Source organism: Cypionkella sp. TWP1-2-1b2 (genome assembly GCF_049896245.1).
In the GTDB taxonomy this organism is placed as follows: domain Bacteria; phylum Pseudomonadota; class Alphaproteobacteria; order Rhodobacterales; family Rhodobacteraceae; genus Cypionkella.
In genome coordinates this window covers 34,192-51,667 of the sequence record NZ_JAFCTX010000028.1, presented here as the reverse complement: position 1 = coordinate 51,667, position 17,476 = coordinate 34,192, and the positions used below count along the sequence as shown (strand labels likewise).

The window sequence follows — 17,476 nt, the reverse complement described above, 5'->3', positions numbered from 1 at the left end:
TTGAGCAGAGAGGATGACCATGCAATCTCTCAAGGATGCTCTGATCCTGCGGGCGACCGAGGAAGGTTTTTCCAAGCTTGGCATCTGCGCGCCCGATGCGGTGCCGGAAACGGCGGGGCGGCTTCAGCAATTTCTGCAAGCGGATCGCCACGGCCAGATGACATGGATGGCCGAGCGCGAACATTGGCGCGGCAATGCCGCAGCGCTGTGGCCCGAGGCGCGCTCGGTGATCATGCTGGCCGAGGTTTACACGCCAGAGGTTGACCCTATGGCTGTGCTGTCTCAACCCGACCGCGCGGCGGTGTCGGTCTATGCGCAGGGCAAGGATTACCATGATCTGGTGAAGCGGCGGTTGAAGCGCTTGGGTGGTTGGTTTGCAACTGCTGCGAAGGCCGAGATCAAGGTGTTCGTCGATACCGCCCCGGTGATGGAAAAACCGCTCGCCGAAGCGGCGGGTCTGGGCTGGCAGGGCAAGCACACCAACCTGCTATCGCGCGATCTGGGCAACTGGTTTTTCCTCGGCGCGATTTTCACCACCGCCGATCTGCCAAAGGATGCGCCCGAGGTCAGCCATTGTGGCACTTGCACCGCTTGCCTTGAGGCCTGCCCGACAAACGCTTTCCCTGCGCCTTATCAACTCGATGCGCGGCGCTGCATTTCCTATCTGACCATCGAGCATAAGGGCCCGGTCGCCCCCGATCTGCGCGCACTGATGGGCAACCGGATTTATGGCTGCGATGATTGCCTTGCCGCCTGCCCATGGAACAAATTCGCCCAAGCCGCCAAGGACATCGGCTATCAGCCGAAGGTTGGCGCGCCGGAATTGGCCGATCTGGTCAGCCTTGATGACGCTGGCTTCCGCGCGCGCTTTGCGGGCAGCCCGATCAAGCGCATCGGGCGGGATCGCTTCGTGCGCAACGTGCTTTATGCCATCGGCAACTCTGGCCTGCCAACTCTGGCTCGCCATGCTGAACCCCTGCGCGCCGATCCTGATCCAACCGTAGCCGAGGCGGCGTCTTGGGCCGTGGCCCGGCTACAGGGCACCACTCAGTAAGCGATGGTGACGACGACACTGTCGGTATAGGTGCCGATTGTCGGGATTTGGTTGCCGAAGATACGCCCATAAATCGTATAGACCTGCGCCGATCCAGCCCCCGTACCCGCGACATTAGTGGCAAGCGTATCGCCCCAAGGTTGGCTGCGCGCCAGGTCTTGAAACAGCCCATAGGTGAGCGTCGCCAACAGGTTTTTCATCTTACGCGCCGCTGGATTGCTGACCCCCGGCCCTTGCCCCAGACCCAGCGAAACCCGGTACGGCGTGCCTCCGGTACAGCTGACCGTGACCGTCGCGGTTTTATCGACCGCCTGCACCAGTTGCGCCGGAACATTGCCGAAATCCAGCGCCGTGGTCGAGACATTGCAGCTAGAGGCCGCCACCCCGCGCACCGAAAAGCCGCCCGCCGCCAGTTCTTGCCCAAGAAGATTGCAGGCCAACACGCCGACGCGCAGCTTCACACCGTTTGCCCCACCACTGCTATAGCTGGCGTTATAGGGTCCGGTCGGCAGTTGCACGGACGGCGACAGGATATCGGCAAAAATCGGCACCGTGGCGCTGCCACTGCCAAGGAACATCACCACTTCGACGAACAGTTGCGACAAAGCAGCGCCGCCGCTGGTTTGCCGCAGTTGATACTCCAACAGCGCGCCGCTGGGACCCACCATATAGCGGCGCGGCGGGGTGCCGCCGTCATTGGCGCTGCCGCCGCCATAAGTCAGGCAAACGCCGACAAGCCCGACCAGTCCACCATTACAGGTGACCTTCACGTTGCCCGAGGTTTGATTAACCGCACCAGCGCGCAGGCTGACGCTGCCAAAATCGAAATCGGTGGTGATCGCCGCGCAGGTTTGCGCCGCCGCCGCACCTGTCTGCAGCAGAAAGGCGAACGTCAGGACCAGCATGTAACGCATCATTTGCAACGCACTCCTTCAATCTTTTGCAGGGCACCGGGTTGGGCGGCAAATTCAAAGCTTGCCGTGCAGGTGCCGGTGTCAGATTGCACGGTCAGATGGTTGGTTTGCCTTAAACCCTGCACCAAAGTCTCGCCGTCAAAGCCGACAACAAATTCCTCACCACCACCGTTCAGCAGCGCAATCATCCCGGCCTCCAATGGCGCACCATCCGCGCCCAGCAGCACGATCACCGCACTGCCCTCGGTATCACCGCGAAACTTCACCTTTACCCCCGAGCCGATCCCCGGCACCACATCCATCCCCGAGGCGTCCAGCGCCAGATCGACGGGCAGATCGGCCAGATCGACCGACACCCGGTTGCGATGATAGGATTGCAATCCGGTCACCAAAGCCTTGCCGCCCCGCCCGGTGCGCGCCACCGCCCGGTTGTGCACCGATACCGGCACCCCCGGCGCCCCCACATCGACAATCGCAAAGCCGTCGTTCACCCGGCTGCCAAACGCCAACGCCCCGCCCGCAATCGCCACCGCGCCATCCACCTGCGCCCGCAGTCCGGTCGCGCCATTCTCGGTCCGCAGTTCCAACCCCAACTGGCCATAGCGCCCCAGATAATCGCCGCGCCCGCTGAACCGGATTTCCCCCGCCCCGTCGCGCTGTATCTCCGCCGCATAACCATAATCGCCCTGCCGATCCGAAATCTGCCGCGAAATATACACCCCAGCCAGCGCATTGCCCTCCGGGTCCATCGAACTGGTCGCCCGCAGCGAGCGGCGCGTGCCCAATGGCAACGACACCGCCACCGCCGCCCGCGTCTCACCGGTTTGCAGATCATGCGAGCCGTAGATCGACAGCGCCCCATCCCACCGCTCCAGATCGCGGCCATAAGACACCGTCAGCAATTCATCGCGCGAACTGCTGCGGATCGAATTGACATAGCCCAGCCCAAAACTGCCATTCCCAGCCAGCGGCATCGAAATATTCAGCGCCGTCTGCAACCGCGGCACTTCCAACAACGAGTCGCTGTCTTCAATCTCGGTCTGCCCCAGATAATCCACCCCGGTCGCATAGGCCAAATCGGCAAATCCTTGCTGCGCCCACCGCACCGAGCCGCTGATCTCGACCGGACCGATCTCGGTTTGCAGCGCGCCATAGGCAAAACTTGCGGTCTTGCCCGCATAGTCGCTGACCCCACCCGCAAGGCTGACCTCGGCCAGATTGAACGGCACCGTGGTAAAACCGAAGCCCAGCAGCCGCAGATCGGATTTCGACTGCACCTGCGCCTCCAGCGTGATCCGCTCGGTCAGACCATAGCGCAGACTGCCCGAGAAAACGCCATCCGCGCCATAGTCATTGCTTTCCAGCCCATAGCCCTCGCGCGCCCGCCCGGCTTCAATCGAGAAATCCAGCAAACCTTTCTTCAGCAGGTTATGCGCGACATAGAACGACACCGACTTCGTCACCCGCCGGCCATTGGCATCGGTCACCACGATCAGCGCTTCGCCCGCCCCCGCCCGCACCGGCAAATCCTCCAACCGGAACGGCCCGGCATCGCGGCCGGTGCTATAGGCGCGGTTGTTGTCGATGAACACATCGACGCTGGACGGCACCGCCGCCGCGCCATCAAACGACAACAGCTGCTGGGTGATCAGATCGCTGCGCAGCCCGAAATCCCGGCGCAACTGCACCCCGCCCATGCGGATCGAGCGTGACCATGCCAGCGATGCGCTTTGCACATCGCCCACCGCCAGCGTCAGCCGCCGCTTCGGGCTGGACAGCTGATAGGTTGTCTCCAACCGCAACGCAGCGCTGCCCGCCGTATCATAGGGCAGATCGCGCACCACCCCGGACGAGCGCAGCATGCCAAAGGGAGAGAAAATCCAGCCGTCAAAACTCGCAGCCCGGCTGACAATATCCGAGGCCTGCGCCTGCGTCTGCACCCCGGCATCAAGGCTGTAGTTCAGCACCGCGCCATAGCTGCGCTCGGGCTCCAACATCTCGGCCTCGGGCATCGCGGACACGACGTCTGTCCGCATCGCCGCGATAGGCACCTGCAAATCAATCTTCTGCCCAGATTCGTCATAGACAAAGCGCAGGCCCGCAATGCTTTGCAAATCCACCATACCCTCGGGCAAGGGCCTGCCATTCAGCCCGACCTGCTCCAACTCGGATTTCGGCGAAAACATCCGGCCACTGCCGGGCTCCAGCGCGAATTCCGCCACCAGATTGGTCGGCTTGCCGTTCAGCGTGACTTCCAGATACAACGGCACCCGGTTCGTATCAGCAGGGTCGGCGGAAACGCTGGGCGAGGTCGCATCGGTCTCTTGCGCAAACGCGGGGGCATAGCCTGCCAAACACAGCGCCGTCGCCGCGAAAGCCAAACTCACCCGGTGCATACGGCCTCCCGCTCCTTGCAGGGGTGTGCGCGCTGGCCCCGCCAGAGTGCCACCGTTTTGGGTTGTGCTGTGCCTCAGATGCTCAAGATTCAAAGCACAGCGGAACCGACTGGCGGATCTGCAATCTTACCGCCTGCGGGTCTTTGGTTTTGCCGGGCAGACGGTCGATCAGCACGCGGTAACATTCGCTGCCCCGCACCGCCTTGTTCGAGGTCCGCAAGATGCGCAGCGTCAATTCCTGCCGATTGCCCAGTTTGGCCGCAGGAGGGCTGACTTGCACCAATTTCGTCGCTTTCAAATTGCTCGGGTCGCTGCCCTTTTTCCACGCCATCACCCGAATTTGCAACACAGCTGGGCCTTTGCCTTCGGCTTTGAGCGTCAAAGTGGTGGTCTGCGCTGGGGCTGGCACCGTCAGCCGGGTCGGGGAAACCGCCAGACTGTCGGCGAAAGCCATGCTTGGCACCGCCAAAGACAGCGCTGCGATCAGGGAACGAAAAGATGGAAAGCTCGACATTTTTTACCTCGCTATGTTCCTAGCTTTGGGTTGTCAGAACGCTGCTGTTGCGGCTTCAGTAGTTCAGCGTCACTCGCACGGTGTCGGTGTCGGTGTAGATGCCTGCCGGATAAGTGCCCGCAGGAATTTGGCCGTAAACCGAGAAGATGTTCGGCGTCACAGCGGTCAGCGCGCCCGCAAACAGGTTGCCGCTAATCGCAACGGCGGTGGCATGTCCGACATCCGTGGTGATGATATAGGGCAACAGATCGTTTGCGACGTTTTTCATGTTGCGTTGGCCGGCTGCAGCATTGTCACCGCCCTCCAACTTCACGGTGACACTGGGTTTGGCCGCCGTGCAGACCACAGTCACTGTGCCTTGACTCGTTTGATTTGTCACCGCACCGGTGTTGACCGAGGCAAACACCAACCCCGCCGGAGCGGTCAGAGTGCAGCTGTCCAGAACCGTCGCGGTCACAGAAAGTGTGGTGCTGGCCACTTCAGCCGCCTGTAGCGCAAGCGGGGCACCGATCGTCAGGCCTAAGCCAAGCAAAGCAAGGCAAAACTTTGATTTCATTTTATTCCATCCTGTCTCAAGCAGAGCGATAGGGCTAGGGTCGGGCGGCTGCCTTCGTGAGCCACTGCATAACGCAACCTATAGTGGTATAACGGATGTTACAACATGTGCCGGTGTTTTGGCGGCATTGCCGCAATAATTTTCAGGCGATCTTCCCCGAAATCAGATAAAAGTGTAATGAATGTAAATGGTTATAAAAGACTTGTTGCAATTATAAATCAATCGCATCCTGATCCTTTCGCGAAATGGCCCAGCTGATGCAAGTTATTGCCTGTTGGGAAAACGCAAACTTTTGCATGGCGAATGTGACTCGAATCTATCTTAAGCTGTATTTGCAACTCAGCTGCCGTCCTCGGGGGCATTGAGCCCCCTCCTACGGCGTGTCCACGGTAGGATGATGCGTACAGCGCAGCCTGGATATGGCAATGCCGTTCAAAGCGGCTCGATGCCGCTGCGGACGGCCCCTGTTGGCAGGTCAGAAAAGCGCGTGAATTCAGGTGCAAACGTTAAGAAAGTGTAAAAACAGCTACCTTATGGTATTGAATCAAAAAGAAATTTTTTGGTCCCGAGTTGGGACCACCCGTCAATGCACCCTCAAGGTGCCGTCAAATTCAGCATCCGCTGATTCATTGCGATCAGTTTCGCCCGCTTCAATCGCGCCACAAACGCCTCCACAGGTTCAATCACCGGCCCCGCGTCCAGCGCCGCCTCCGAGCGCAGCACCAAGATCAACGCCAGCCCCAGCCCCGCCGGATTGACCACAAGCGCGGGCCGCCCCAAGCCAGCCTCTGCCACCGGAAACGCCACCCGCAGCTTGTCCGGATCGGACTGCGAAACGCCCGACAAAAGCTGCAGCACCTGCCCCGATCCATCTATGATCGCGACCGAAACATACCCCGCGCCCTGCGGCACGGTCAGATCAATCACCGGGTTCTGCCCGGTCACATACCGCCCCTCCGCGTTCGGATCGGGGCTGTCGCCATAGCCCAGCGCCACCGCCATTCCCCCCGAATCCAGCGGCGGCAGAACATTCAGCACGGCGCAGATCGCGGGGTTCAGCGGCTCCAACGTCAGCTCCAGCGGGCGCTTTCCGGTCAGGGCGGTGAGGCTGGTTTTCAACGCGGCTGCGGCGGCAACAGAGGCAGTACGGCCGCTGATTTGCACCTGATCGGCCGCGGCATAGCCCGCAGAAGGTGGGTTACTAAGGCTCAGCGGGCCACAGTCTTGCGATTGGACCAACAGCTCTGTCAGGGCAGCGACGGCCAGTGGTGCGGGGGCAGCCGGGGTGGCTTCGACCAGCGCGGGTTGCGCGACGGGCTCCGGTTTTGCGGTGGGTGCCACATTGGGCGCAGGCGCTTCTGTGATCTGCACGGGTTTCTGGGCGAAGACCCCCAAGAAATAGGCCACGGCGCCGGTGGCCAGCATCAGCGCAATCGCGATTGGCAGGATCAGCGATGTCTTCGCCGGTACAGTTGCCACGAGAACAGGCGGCGCGGCGGAGGCTGCAGCGCCGAACGGGCTGGCGTCTTGCGTTTCCAATGCAGTGATCGCGACGACATGCGGCAGTAGAGAGCCAATTTGGGTCGTGTTCGGGGCCGAAGGTGCTGGGATCAGCGCGGGATTGTCCAACGCCGCGATCACCTGCGCCATCGTCTCGGGCCGCGCGGCGGGGTCGGGCGACAGCATCCATCCCAGCAGTGGCACCAATCCGGCATCCACCCCGGTCAAATCCGGCACAGCCGCACGCTTGCCGACGGCATCAACGATGGAATCCCCCATCGGCAGCACGGCACCCTTGCTGGCCGCCGCCGCCACCAAGGCCAGCGAATAGATGTCTGACCGCCCATCGACGTGGCCGCCAAAGGCACCAAGCTGTTCCGGCGCGACCCAGTTGAACTTGCCTGCGAACTGGCCTTGCAACAGCGTACCCGCCCCAAGCGCCGAGGATTTCGCGATGCCAAAGTCGATCAGCTTGGCATGTTCGACCAAGCCATCCTCCAGGATGATATTGTCGGGCGACATATCGCGGTGCACCACGCCTGCACGATGGGCCTTTTCCAGCCCCGAGGCGACGCGACGCAGCATCACTTTGACCTCATCCAGTGGCATCGGTCCGGCCTCAATGCGTTCAGACACCGGGGTCCCTGAGACGAACTCCATCACCAGACAGGGCCGCCCGATCACCGGATCATTGGTAAAGACGTGATAGCGCACGATAGCTTCATGGCTAAGCCGCGACAGCGTGGTGCTTTCCTTTTGAAACAAAGCCACGATCTTCGGGTCATGCGCGAGCGAAGGCAGCACGATCTTGATCGCCACAGGCTCGCCATTATGGATGTTGTGGCCGCGATAGACCTCGCCCATGCCACCCGCGCTGATCAGCTTGTCTATTTCATAGGTGCCGATGATTCTGGTTCCGCCCGAGACGGTGGTGGCGCGCTCTGGCGCACGCGGGGTGGTGCCGAGATCGGTGGGGGTCTGTGCCATCTACTTACACCCGCCCAAAGCCCATTCTTTCAGGCCGATTCTGAAAGGCACACCCAACGGATGCGGCTTGGTCAATGCCTCTGCCGCTTCGGGTTTGGTGTAGGTTTTGGCTTGGTCGCACAGGCTGGCTTCGGTCCAAGCATGGCAGTTGGCACAGGATTTACCGCGCCAGACTTCTTCTGGTAAGCCGTCAATCGGGGCGAATTGCGGGGTAGCGGCGGCAATCAGTTGGGCAATCGACTGACCTTTAATGTACTCACCCCTCGGAAACGGCGTGGTGAAGGTCAACCCTGTCAGGTCGGCAATCGGATCAGGAGCGGGCGTAGGATCTGCTCGGGGATTCAGCGCCAACAATGCCAATTCACTTTGAGCGAGGGTGGCGAACAAGCCCTGCGGATAGGCGGCAAGATAAGCCTGATAATCGGCAGCGGATTTCGAGGTTTGCGCGGCGGTGATCAGATCGCGCTGCGCAACATAGCCTTCAACCGCTTCAACCGGCATCAGGCCCAGTCCGCGCGCGGCCGTGATGTTTTTTGCCAGCAGGGCGTTCGCCTCGGCCAGATGCGGGCTTTGCGGGTGATCTTTCACGAAAGCTTCCAGCAGGCCGATGTCTTGTGACACGAGGGCCGTTTGCCACGCCACAGCCTCATCGGTTTGGGACTGCATCGGCGCGCCAAGCAAAGCCAGCGCCACGGTCAGCGCGTATATCACCGCTCTCTGCTGCATATTACGGTTGCACCAAGGCAAATTCGATCCGACGGTTGCGGGATTTATGCTCTGGCGTATCGTTGTCGAAGATCGGCTTGTCTTCGCCATAGCCCGTTGCGGTAAAGCGATCAGCCGCAAGGCCCTTGTTCACCAGATAGCGCACCACGGCTTTGGCGCGCTGCTGCGACAGATATTGGTTGGCGCTGGGCGCGCCATCGGCATCGGTGTGGCCGGACACCTCAATCTTGAGGCCGGGGCAGCGTGAGATGATGTCGGCCACGCTATCCAACAAAGGCGCGCTGTCGGCTTGCAGCCGGGCGGAGCCGGAATGGAAATTGATATTGCCGCTGCGCGACAGGATGTCAAAGCGACCCTTGCAGGCCTCAAGATCGAGATCGCCAGTGGGTTCTTGGGCAACAACCGCAGGCGCGGCAGGTTCTGGCGCGACCACTTCTGCGGCAGACACATCCGGTGTAACAGCCACGATGGGCGCATCCGCCACGGGAGCAGCTTCTGCCGGGGCAGGGGCAGCAGGCGTCACCGCGCCGCCGTTGCGTTTCAAGGTCAGATCAAAGCTGATCGTTCCCGAGGGGATGATCACCACATTCGCCGCCTCTTGCAGCTTTTGCACGCCGTCGGCCAGACCAAAATCATCGGTGGCGATCACCACCGGCACGGTCGAGGACACCACGACAGTATCATCCTGCACCATGGTCACGGCCACATCCGTCTCAAGTTCTTTCTTCACGCCGTGCAGATCAAGCGTGTAGGTCAGGTGAATGGTTTTGCGCCGCAGGGTCGGCAGATCAGCCAGATCAGCGGCATTGATCTTGGCGGTGATCACCGCCTCGGGGAAGCGGAAGGTTTCAAACAGCAGGAACCGCATCCGCACATTGCGCAGGTCAATCTTGGTGTCAACCGAATCCAGAAACACATGCAGCGACAAGGTGCCATCCGCCGCCAGTCCACCAGAAAACGCCGCAAAGGTGCTGGATTCAACCTTGGTGACGTTCTTGACCGACTGAAACCGTAACTGCGAGCTTTGCGCGTCAATCTGCCAGCCGGGCGCAAAGCTGGCGTCCTGCGCCGCCAGCGGCAGCGGAGCCAGCAGCGCGATCAGCGCCAGATGCAGCCGTATGCGGGTCCAAGCGTCAAACAAGCCGATCATCGAAAATGCTCCTGAAACGCGATGGGTAGGGGGCAGTCTGGTGCTGATTAAGGCGGCAACGGGTTAAAAAATTCTATTCGTTAAGCGTATCGGAAGCCCACCCACCACGCAAGGCCGGCGGCATCGCTCGCTCGGCAACGAATCAGCCTGTTGCGTGGAGGAAATCTGCGGGCTGCTTCGCGGTAACTCTGCTGAATATATGGATTTTTAGAAACAATCCGCAAATACTGTTGCTAATTTTGGGATAGTCCGAGGGGTAAAAATTGACAGGTTCTGTCAGGCAAATCCCCCATCGCCCGGTGCGGCGCAGAGCTGCCACACCTCAAACACATTACTGCCTGGTTTCAATCGCAGTCCATTAGAGGTAACGTGCCAAAACAACCTAAGGATGAGTCATGTCTGCTGTCCTCTCCAGCGCTTCTACTACAGCGCCTTCTGCACCGGCTTCGGTGATCACCATTGCTGCCGGAAGCTCGGCTGCCACGATTCAAGCCGCAATCAACTCCGCCGCTGCAGGCACGCATATTGTGCTGCAGCAAGGCACCTACACTTTCAACAAAACCGTGGTGCTGAACAAGGATGGCATCACGCTGGAAGGTCAGGGGAACGTCACCATCATCGCCGACAAGGCGCTGGCCGGGGCGCCTGCGTTGCAAATCGGCTCGGCCTTGTTTCGCGAGACGGAAACCAACGCCACCCACTTGACAGAGGGTGTCAATCTTGGCGCAACCTACCTGCATCTGACCAGCAGCACCGGCCTGAAAGTCGGCGACGTGCTGTGGATCGAGCGGCCAAATGATGCAGCGCTGTTCGCCGAGATCGGCGATACCAAATGGCGCGAGGACAAGCCTTTGCGCACCGCAATGGTGGTCGTCACCGAAGTGAACGGCAACACCGTGTTGCTGGACCGCCCGTTGCCGTTTGCATTCGATGCCAAGACAACGACGGTGGCTGTGGCGGATACTGTCGAGGATGTGACTGTGCGCAACCTGACCTTCCAAGGCGACTATGGCACGGCGAACCCGAGCAATTTTAACAACATCAACAGGGCCGAAGATGGCGGCATGATGGTACTGGTCAACAGCTCGGTGCACACCGTGATCGAGCATGTCGACATCGTCAATCCGGGCTCGAACGGCTTGGTGCTCGGCCGTTCGATTGATGCTGTGGTAAATGATGTGACGGTGACCGGAGCGCAGAACAAAGGCGACGGCGGCAACGGCTATGGCTTTTGGATCCGCGATGTCTACGACAGCAGCTTCACCCATCTACGAGCGGTGGATACCCGCCATGCCGTGCTGTTCGCCAGCTATACCTCGGCGGCGAACAACACCATCGAAGTGGATTTTACCAACCGCGACATCAACTTTCACGGCGGGTTGGACCATGGCAATACGGTGATCGTACACAACTCGATCCGCACAACCGCCGAGCAAAGCTACATGGCGTCGGTCAGCTTTTTCAATCCCGGCACCAGCTATGGCGCGCCGACCGATCCCGATGCCAATGTGATCAAGTTTGAGAATGTCGTGGCAACCGTGCGGGCTGATATGATAGTGGCGGTCGATACTGGGGCGCATATCAGCACATTGTCGGGCAACGATAGTGTGGCGGGCGGCGCGGGCAACGATTGGATTGATCTGGGCACAGGCTCGGATCTGGTGTTGGCCTCGGCTGGAGAAGACACCATCAACGGCGGCCAAGGCGTTGATCGGCTGGTGTTCGGGCTGCACAGCTCGCAGGTGCTGGTGACCACAATCGGCGGGCAAAGCGTCGTGCTCAGCGCGCTGGGCAGCACCTTTATCTCGGGGATCGAGCAGTTTCAGTTCATCGACGGGGTCCAATCCGTCACCAGTAAGCAGTTGACGGTGGTTTCGGCACCTGTAGCAGCAGCGGGGTCGAGTTCGGTCAATGTTGACGTGGCCAGCGACGGCATGGCTGACACCTCTGTTCAGAACGTTCGGATGACCGGGCGCTCCGATCTCGATTTTATCGGCAACGCCAACGGCAATCGGATCATCGGCAACGCCGGCAGCAACATCATCTTTGGTGAAGCGGGCAACGACCGCTTGCACGGTTATGGCGGCAACGACCTTTTGAACGGTGGCGCGGGTAACGATGGGCTTGCCGGTGGGTTGGGCAGCGATACACTGGACGGGGGCACGGGCAAGAACACATTGATCGGCGGCGCTGGATCGGATGTGTTCATTGCCAGCGACGGCATCAACACGGTGCGCGATTTCAGCATCGCCGAGCATGACACGCTGGTGTTCTTCGGCTTTGCACAGGCCGATCTTGCAGACTCGCTGACGCATTGGCTGGATGGCTCGGCGTCGCGTGCCGATGATTTCGCGATTTCCACCCAGATGCGCAGTGGCGTGAGCTATCTGACCATGACATCCGACCTTGGCGATTCCCTGATCGTCGCCAATGTCGATGCGACAGACCTGCGAGATTATCTTTTGCAGTAATTTTGCGGCTTTTACCCGCAAAAAGGTCGAAAATCGTTGGGGGTAACCGTCAGATCCTGCAAGATCATCCCCGCAAAAATGTAGGGAAATTCCTTTCAACACAGATTCCGGGTGGCTGCCGAACTAGGCATCCACCCGACTCTTTGCCAAATTTGACGTCAGCTTCGGCGAAATTGCGCTTGATGCGACCGCCATATTGCTTGGCGTTATTGTGCCGTTACGAAGCTTCGGCATATTGTACAACTGTGGTTTGAAGTGGTGACATTGTTTCAATCGGGGGGAGCCGGTTAACGTTTACTGTTTTCGCAGCAACCAAACGACTGACTGTGCGTTGTTCTGCGTAAGCCTACCCCGAAGGATCGTCTAGAATGCCCGTTGCAGACCAAGCGATTTCGATGATGGTCATCGACAAAGATCCTATGTTTGCAATGGGCCTCTGCGCATTGCTAGAAAAAAAGTCCGAGATTCAAGCTGTTGCACGCGCCCCCTCCGATGTGCTTGAGACGTTTCAGGATCATAACGCCAAAGATCAGACCGGGCCGCAGGTCGATATTGTTTTGCTGGACCCGGCGCAACTTGACCTCATTCCTTCAAAACTAGTGCAGCGCTTGCAAGAGCGGTTCGGTACACGCAGCTTGATCAGTTACACCAATGATCTGTCGATGACCTTGGCAAGATCATGCCTTGCCGCAGGGTTTCGCGGCTTGCTGCCGCGCTCGATCGGGCTGGAGCAGCTTGAGCAAGCCATCTCGGCGGTTCATGGCGGGGCGACCTGTATCGACCCGATCTTCGCGAATCTGTTTGAATCGGCGCAATCCACCACGTCAGTGTCCCGCCCGCGTGAACTGACCGAACGGGAGACCTATGTTCTGAAATCGGTGGCCTTCGGCAAAAGCCTGAAAGAGATTGGGCTGGAGCTGGAGCTGTCATCGAAAACTATCGAGACCTACAAGGCGCGCGGCAGCAGCAAACTGAACCTGCAAGGCCGCCGCGCCATCGTTGAATATGCGATTCGCAATGGTTGGGTTCAATCGGAAGAACGCTTCGGCTGATAATTCAAAAACAGTGAAAAACGCGCATAGCAGCGCATCCGAAAGGGTGCGCAGTTCGCATGTCTACTGTTTCTGCATTGCAGCATAAACTTTTCGGCTTTTCCCTACGTTAGACCTAAAGATGTAAGGCGTTTGGTAAAAATTACTTACACAATAAGGGTTTAGCCTGACTTTCCAAATCTCTTTCGCCGTCCTTAATGTGCCGTTAATGCTGCACTGCCGCATTTTCGCCGCAGAAAAGGCGCTTCAGAAGGACGATTGAGATGGCCAAAATTGTCGTATTCGGGATCGGATATGTGGGCGTGGTATCGGCAGCTTGTCTGGCGAAAGACGGCCACGAAGTGATCGCGGTGGATGTTGATCCGGGCAAAGTTGCCTCAATCAATGCGGGCTTGTCGCCCATCGTCGAACACGGTCTGCCCGAGTTGATCGCCGAGGTTTTCGCGGCTGGCAAACTGACCGCCACCATGGACGCCGCCGCCGCTGTGCGTGCCGCTGATGCGTCATTTGTATGCGTTGGCACGCCTTCGGCCGAAGACGGATCAATCGGGTTGAAATATGTCGAAAGCTGCTGCCGCGCGATTGCCGCAGCACTTCCGGGTAAAGACGGTTTCCATTCTGTGATCGTGCGTTCGACCATCGTTCCCGGCACGATGGAGAAGGTCTGCATCCCGATCCTTGAGGAATACTCGGGCATGGAGGCGGGCGTTGGTTTCGGTGTCGGCTATTATCCCGAGTTCCTGCGCGAAAGCACCGCCATTCAGGATTACTACGATCCCGGCCTAATCGTGTTCGGCGCGCTTGAGAAAAAGACCGCCGACTTCCTGACCATGCTGAACAAAGACCTGCCCTGCGACGTGAACGTCGTCGATGTGCGCTCGGCCGAGATGATCAAATACACCTCGAACGCTTGGCGTGCGGTGAAGGTCACGTTTGCCAATGAGATCGGCAATATCGCCAAGGCCTGCGGGCTGGATGGTCAGGCTGTGATGAAAATCCTGTGCTCGGACCACAAAGTGTCGATGAGCCCGTATTTCATGCGCCCCGGCTTTGCTTTTGGCGGCTCGTGCCTGCCGAAAGACGTGCGGGCTTTGCGCTCGATTGCTGCCGATATTCAGGTCGCCTCGCCGCTGCTCGATGCGGTGCTGGTCGCCAACGCCGAACAGATCAACCGTGCCGAAGCGATGGTGATGGCGTCGGGTTCCACCTCGGTCGGCTTGGTCGGCATCAGCTTCAAACCCGGAACCGATGACATGCGCGAAAGCCCCCTCGCTGAACTCGCCGCGCGCCTGATCGACCAAGGCATGACCCTGAACGTCTACGACCCCTTCGTGCATGAAGCCTACGCCAATGACATGAGTGCCGCTGGCCGTGGCAACGATTACAACATTGATCTGAAGGACCGTCTGGTGCCGACGATCAAGGAACTGCTGGCGAAGTCTGACATCGTGCTGGTCGGCAACAAATACGACGACACGCTGGAGGAGTTGAACGCAGCCACCCATCCGGTGATCGACCTGACGCGCATCAAAGCGGGCAAACGCTCGGGCGGCACCTATCAGGGCATTTGCTGGTAATGATGATGCTGGGACATATCGCCTTTATTGCTGTGATGGTGGGGCTTGGCCTGAGCCTGCCGTTGCATGCGATTGGCGATCTGGGCAGCGCTTTGGTGGTGGTTGGGGTGATCGGCCTCTGGCGCTACACTTGGGCCGCGATCAACTTCTCGCGGGCGGCGCTGTTCCTGAAATGGGTTTACCCACGTCGCAAGGCGCGGGCGATGGCGGCTTATGCTGCCTTGCCCACGCCCGCCCACGCGTATTTTCTGGTGACCAGCTACAAGATCGAACCTGAAGTCACCACGCGGGTCTATCAATCGCTGTTCCGTGCGGCGGCTGCTTCGGCTGGTGGCGCGACGGTGGTGTGTTCGGTGGTCGATACCGCCGATGCCCGCCTGATCCGCAATATCTTTGACCGGATGGCGGTAGACACATCGACCATCCGCCTGATGGTCGACCAAATCGCAGGCACTGGTAAGCGCGATGCTTTGGCGCGTTCGCTGCGCCTGATCGCAGGTGAAGCCCCGACCCGCCGCGATATCGTGCTGTTTGTGGATGGCGACAGCTGCGTGCCCGAAGACATTGTGGCCGCCACAGCGCCGTTCTTCACCAACCCTGATATGGGCGCCGTGACGACGGATGAAGAAGTTGAAATCCGTGCCACCGACATGCCGTTGTTCCGAGATTGGTTCATGATGCGTTTCAATCAGCGGCAAGTGATGATGTCGTCGATGGGGCTGTCGGACCGCGTGCTCACCTTGACCGGGCGGATGAGCGTGGTGCGTGCCGATCTTGCCACCAACGCGGGCTTCATCAATCAGGTGCAAAGCGACTTCATCGACCATTGGCGTTTGGGCCGGGTGAATTTCCTGACTGGCGACGACAAGTCCACGTGGTTCTGGCTTCTGAAGAACGGCTACAAGATGGGCTACCTGCCCGATGTGGCCTCGCTGTCGATGGAAAGCCAACCGCGCCCCGGTTTTGTCGATTCTGCCCTGACGCTGATGGTGCGCTGGTTTGGCAACATGCTGCGCACCAATGGCCGGGCTTTGTCTTTGTCGCCAAACAGCATCGGCTGGTTCACATGGTGGTCGATTCTTGATCAGCGCGTCGGCATCTGGACCACGCTTGCGGGCCCAATCTCTGTCCTGTTCGGGGCGGTGTTTATCGAGCCGCTCGCGCTCCCCATCTACATCGCCTGGATCATGTTCACCCGCTACACCTACTGCTGGATCTTGGCGACGGTGCGGATGCACCCCTTCCCGATCAGCTATCCGTTCTTGCTGTACTTCAGCCAGATCACTGGGGCGGCCGTGAAAAGCTTCGTGCTGTTCCGCTTGGATCGCCAGCGCTGGACGCGGCAATCGGCGCGCAAAGCCCGTGCCGTGGCGCTTCCCTTTGGCCAACGCCTGCAAGGCTGGTCTTCGACTTTCTCCCACTCCCTCGCCCTTGGATGGCTGACTTTGGGTGTGGTTCTTCTGTCTGGCATTGTCTGAATTCGCGAAGGAATACGAAAATGGACACCAACACCGCTGAAGGTCAGACCATCGGCCACCTGCCCAACCTGCCCGTACAGGGAGAGCATCCTTTGCTTGATATTCCCTTTGTTGTCGGCATCGACGGGCGGCAGTTCATGGGCGAACGGCTGTCGCTGGTCGCCGCCGAAATCATCGGGCTGATGGACCCTGCCTTGGATGGGGCAACCCGCCTGATGCGCTTCATGTTCCCGTTCAAGGGCTTCAGCGTTACGCTGGAAGTGCTGGGAAAAGTGCAATCCTTGGATCGCGGCAACGGTCACGCCACCGTCAATTTCGTCGATCCGGCGGGCGAGCATCTGCCCCAGCTGCGCCATTTGATCAATTCCTACATCGCGGGCGATCTGGTCGCCTTGGGTGAGGTGATCGGCGTTGCGCCGTCGATTCCGTCGCCCGTTAATCGCGCGGCGACCATGACCGCAAAGCGCTTGACGTTCAGCCGGGTCTTGGGCAGCGCCGGGTTGGCACTCGCCACTCTGGCTTTGGTCGCAGCCGTTGGCACCTTGGCCTATAACCGCATCTTCACTCTGCCGCTCGCCGCCCCCGGTCTGGCTGTGCAAGACGGCATGACCCTGACAGCAACCGCAGGCGGGCAGGTCGATTACGTCAACCTTGCCGCCGCCAAGGGCGAAGTCGCTTTCACCATCCGCGCCACCTCGGGCGAGATGCTGTCGATTGCGATGCCTTGCGATTGTACCGCGACCGCCTTGGCCGCAACTGTCGGGGCCACCGTCAGCGCGGGCGAGCCGATGCTGAACGTCCACACCGCTGATGCGCCCGCAGTGCTGACGGCAACCGTGCCCGCCTCGGATGTGCTGACCCTCGCCTTTGCCGATCACGTCAAGGTGCAGTTCGGCGACGGCAGCACGATCAACGCCGCTGTCGATCCCGCCAGCCTGCGCGCTGAGGCAACCGATGCAGGTCTGCCCGTTCGGTTGATCCCGACCACCCCTTTGCAAGCCGAGCAGTTGGGCCAACTGGCCAAGCTGACAATCATCAAGAAGCCTTGGTTCTAAGTCGAGCAGTTCCCCCGTTACCACCCCTTTCAGATTTTTCCTTCGG

At 59.8% G+C, this 17,476-nt stretch carries 13 protein-coding genes; 6 read left to right on the top strand and 7 right to left on the bottom strand.

Annotation, left to right across the window (positions count from 1 at the left end):
* Positions 1-19 precede the first annotated feature (19 nt).
* Positions 20-1,054, top strand: coding sequence for a tRNA epoxyqueuosine(34) reductase QueG (gene queG, locus ACP7AP_RS16995; protein WP_426035930.1), 1,035 nt, complete (start codon positions 20-22; stop codon positions 1,052-1,054).
* Here the strand turns inward: queG and ACP7AP_RS16990 are convergent.
* The 7 genes from ACP7AP_RS16990 to ACP7AP_RS16960 form a co-directional block, all read right to left on the bottom strand.
* Complete coding sequence (locus ACP7AP_RS16990; RefSeq protein ID WP_426035928.1) at positions 1,048-1,971, bottom strand: Csu type fimbrial protein; 924 nt, start codon at positions 1,969-1,971, stop codon at positions 1,048-1,050. The genes queG and ACP7AP_RS16990 overlap by 7 nt on opposite strands.
* The gene (locus ACP7AP_RS16985) at positions 1,968-4,364 is read right to left on the bottom strand and encodes a fimbria/pilus outer membrane usher protein (protein WP_426035926.1); all 2,397 of its coding nucleotides are present in this window, start codon (positions 4,362-4,364) and stop codon (positions 1,968-1,970) included. Before ACP7AP_RS16985 ends, ACP7AP_RS16990 begins: the two co-directional genes overlap by 4 nt.
* An 82-nt stretch (positions 4,365-4,446) precedes the next feature.
* Positions 4,447-4,818, bottom strand: a complete 372-nt coding sequence (locus ACP7AP_RS16980) for a fimbrial biogenesis chaperone (RefSeq protein ID WP_426035924.1) — start codon at positions 4,816-4,818, stop codon at positions 4,447-4,449.
* Between the two features lie 115 nt (positions 4,819-4,933).
* Positions 4,934-5,434, bottom strand: coding sequence for a Csu type fimbrial protein (locus ACP7AP_RS16975; protein ID WP_426035922.1), 501 nt, complete (start codon positions 5,432-5,434; stop codon positions 4,934-4,936).
* Between the two features lie 594 nt (positions 5,435-6,028).
* Positions 6,029-7,921: a serine/threonine-protein kinase gene (locus tag ACP7AP_RS16970; protein ID WP_426035920.1), complete on the bottom strand. Its 1,893-nt coding sequence runs from the start codon at positions 7,919-7,921 to the stop codon at positions 6,029-6,031.
* On the bottom strand, positions 7,922-8,632 hold the full coding sequence (locus ACP7AP_RS16965) for a hypothetical protein (RefSeq protein ID WP_426035918.1): 711 nt from the start codon (positions 8,630-8,632) through the stop codon (positions 7,922-7,924). It abuts the gene before it with no gap.
* Between the two features lie 16 nt (positions 8,633-8,648).
* Positions 8,649-9,797, bottom strand: coding sequence for an OmpA family protein (locus ACP7AP_RS16960; protein ID WP_426035916.1), 1,149 nt, complete (start codon positions 9,795-9,797; stop codon positions 8,649-8,651).
* Between the two features lie 395 nt (positions 9,798-10,192).
* Here ACP7AP_RS16960 and ACP7AP_RS16955 point away from each other — a divergent pair, with 395 nt between their 5' ends.
* The 5 genes from ACP7AP_RS16955 to ACP7AP_RS16935 all read left to right on the top strand — a co-directional run bounded on the left by ACP7AP_RS16955 (position 10,193) and on the right by ACP7AP_RS16935 (position 17,430).
* Entirely contained in the window at positions 10,193-12,268 is a 2,076-nt protein-coding gene (locus tag ACP7AP_RS16955) for a hypothetical protein (RefSeq protein ID WP_426035914.1), read from the top strand.
* A gap of 368 nt (positions 12,269-12,636) precedes the next feature.
* The gene (locus tag ACP7AP_RS16950; protein WP_426035912.1) at positions 12,637-13,320 is read left to right on the top strand and encodes a response regulator transcription factor; all 684 of its coding nucleotides are present in this window, start codon (positions 12,637-12,639) and stop codon (positions 13,318-13,320) included.
* Between the two features lie 263 nt (positions 13,321-13,583).
* A complete protein-coding gene (locus ACP7AP_RS16945; RefSeq protein WP_426035910.1) occupies positions 13,584-14,897 on the top strand; it encodes a nucleotide sugar dehydrogenase in 1,314 nt (437 codons plus the stop codon).
* 5 nt (positions 14,898-14,902) lie between these two features.
* Entirely contained in the window at positions 14,903-16,375 is a 1,473-nt protein-coding gene (locus ACP7AP_RS16940) for a glycosyltransferase (protein ID WP_426035908.1), read from the top strand.
* A gap of 20 nt (positions 16,376-16,395) precedes the next feature.
* Positions 16,396-17,430 carry a hypothetical protein gene (locus ACP7AP_RS16935; RefSeq protein ID WP_426035906.1) on the top strand — a complete coding sequence of 345 codons (1,035 nt, stop codon included), beginning with the start codon at positions 16,396-16,398 and terminating at the stop codon, positions 17,428-17,430.
* Positions 17,431-17,476: the final 46 nt, after the last annotated feature.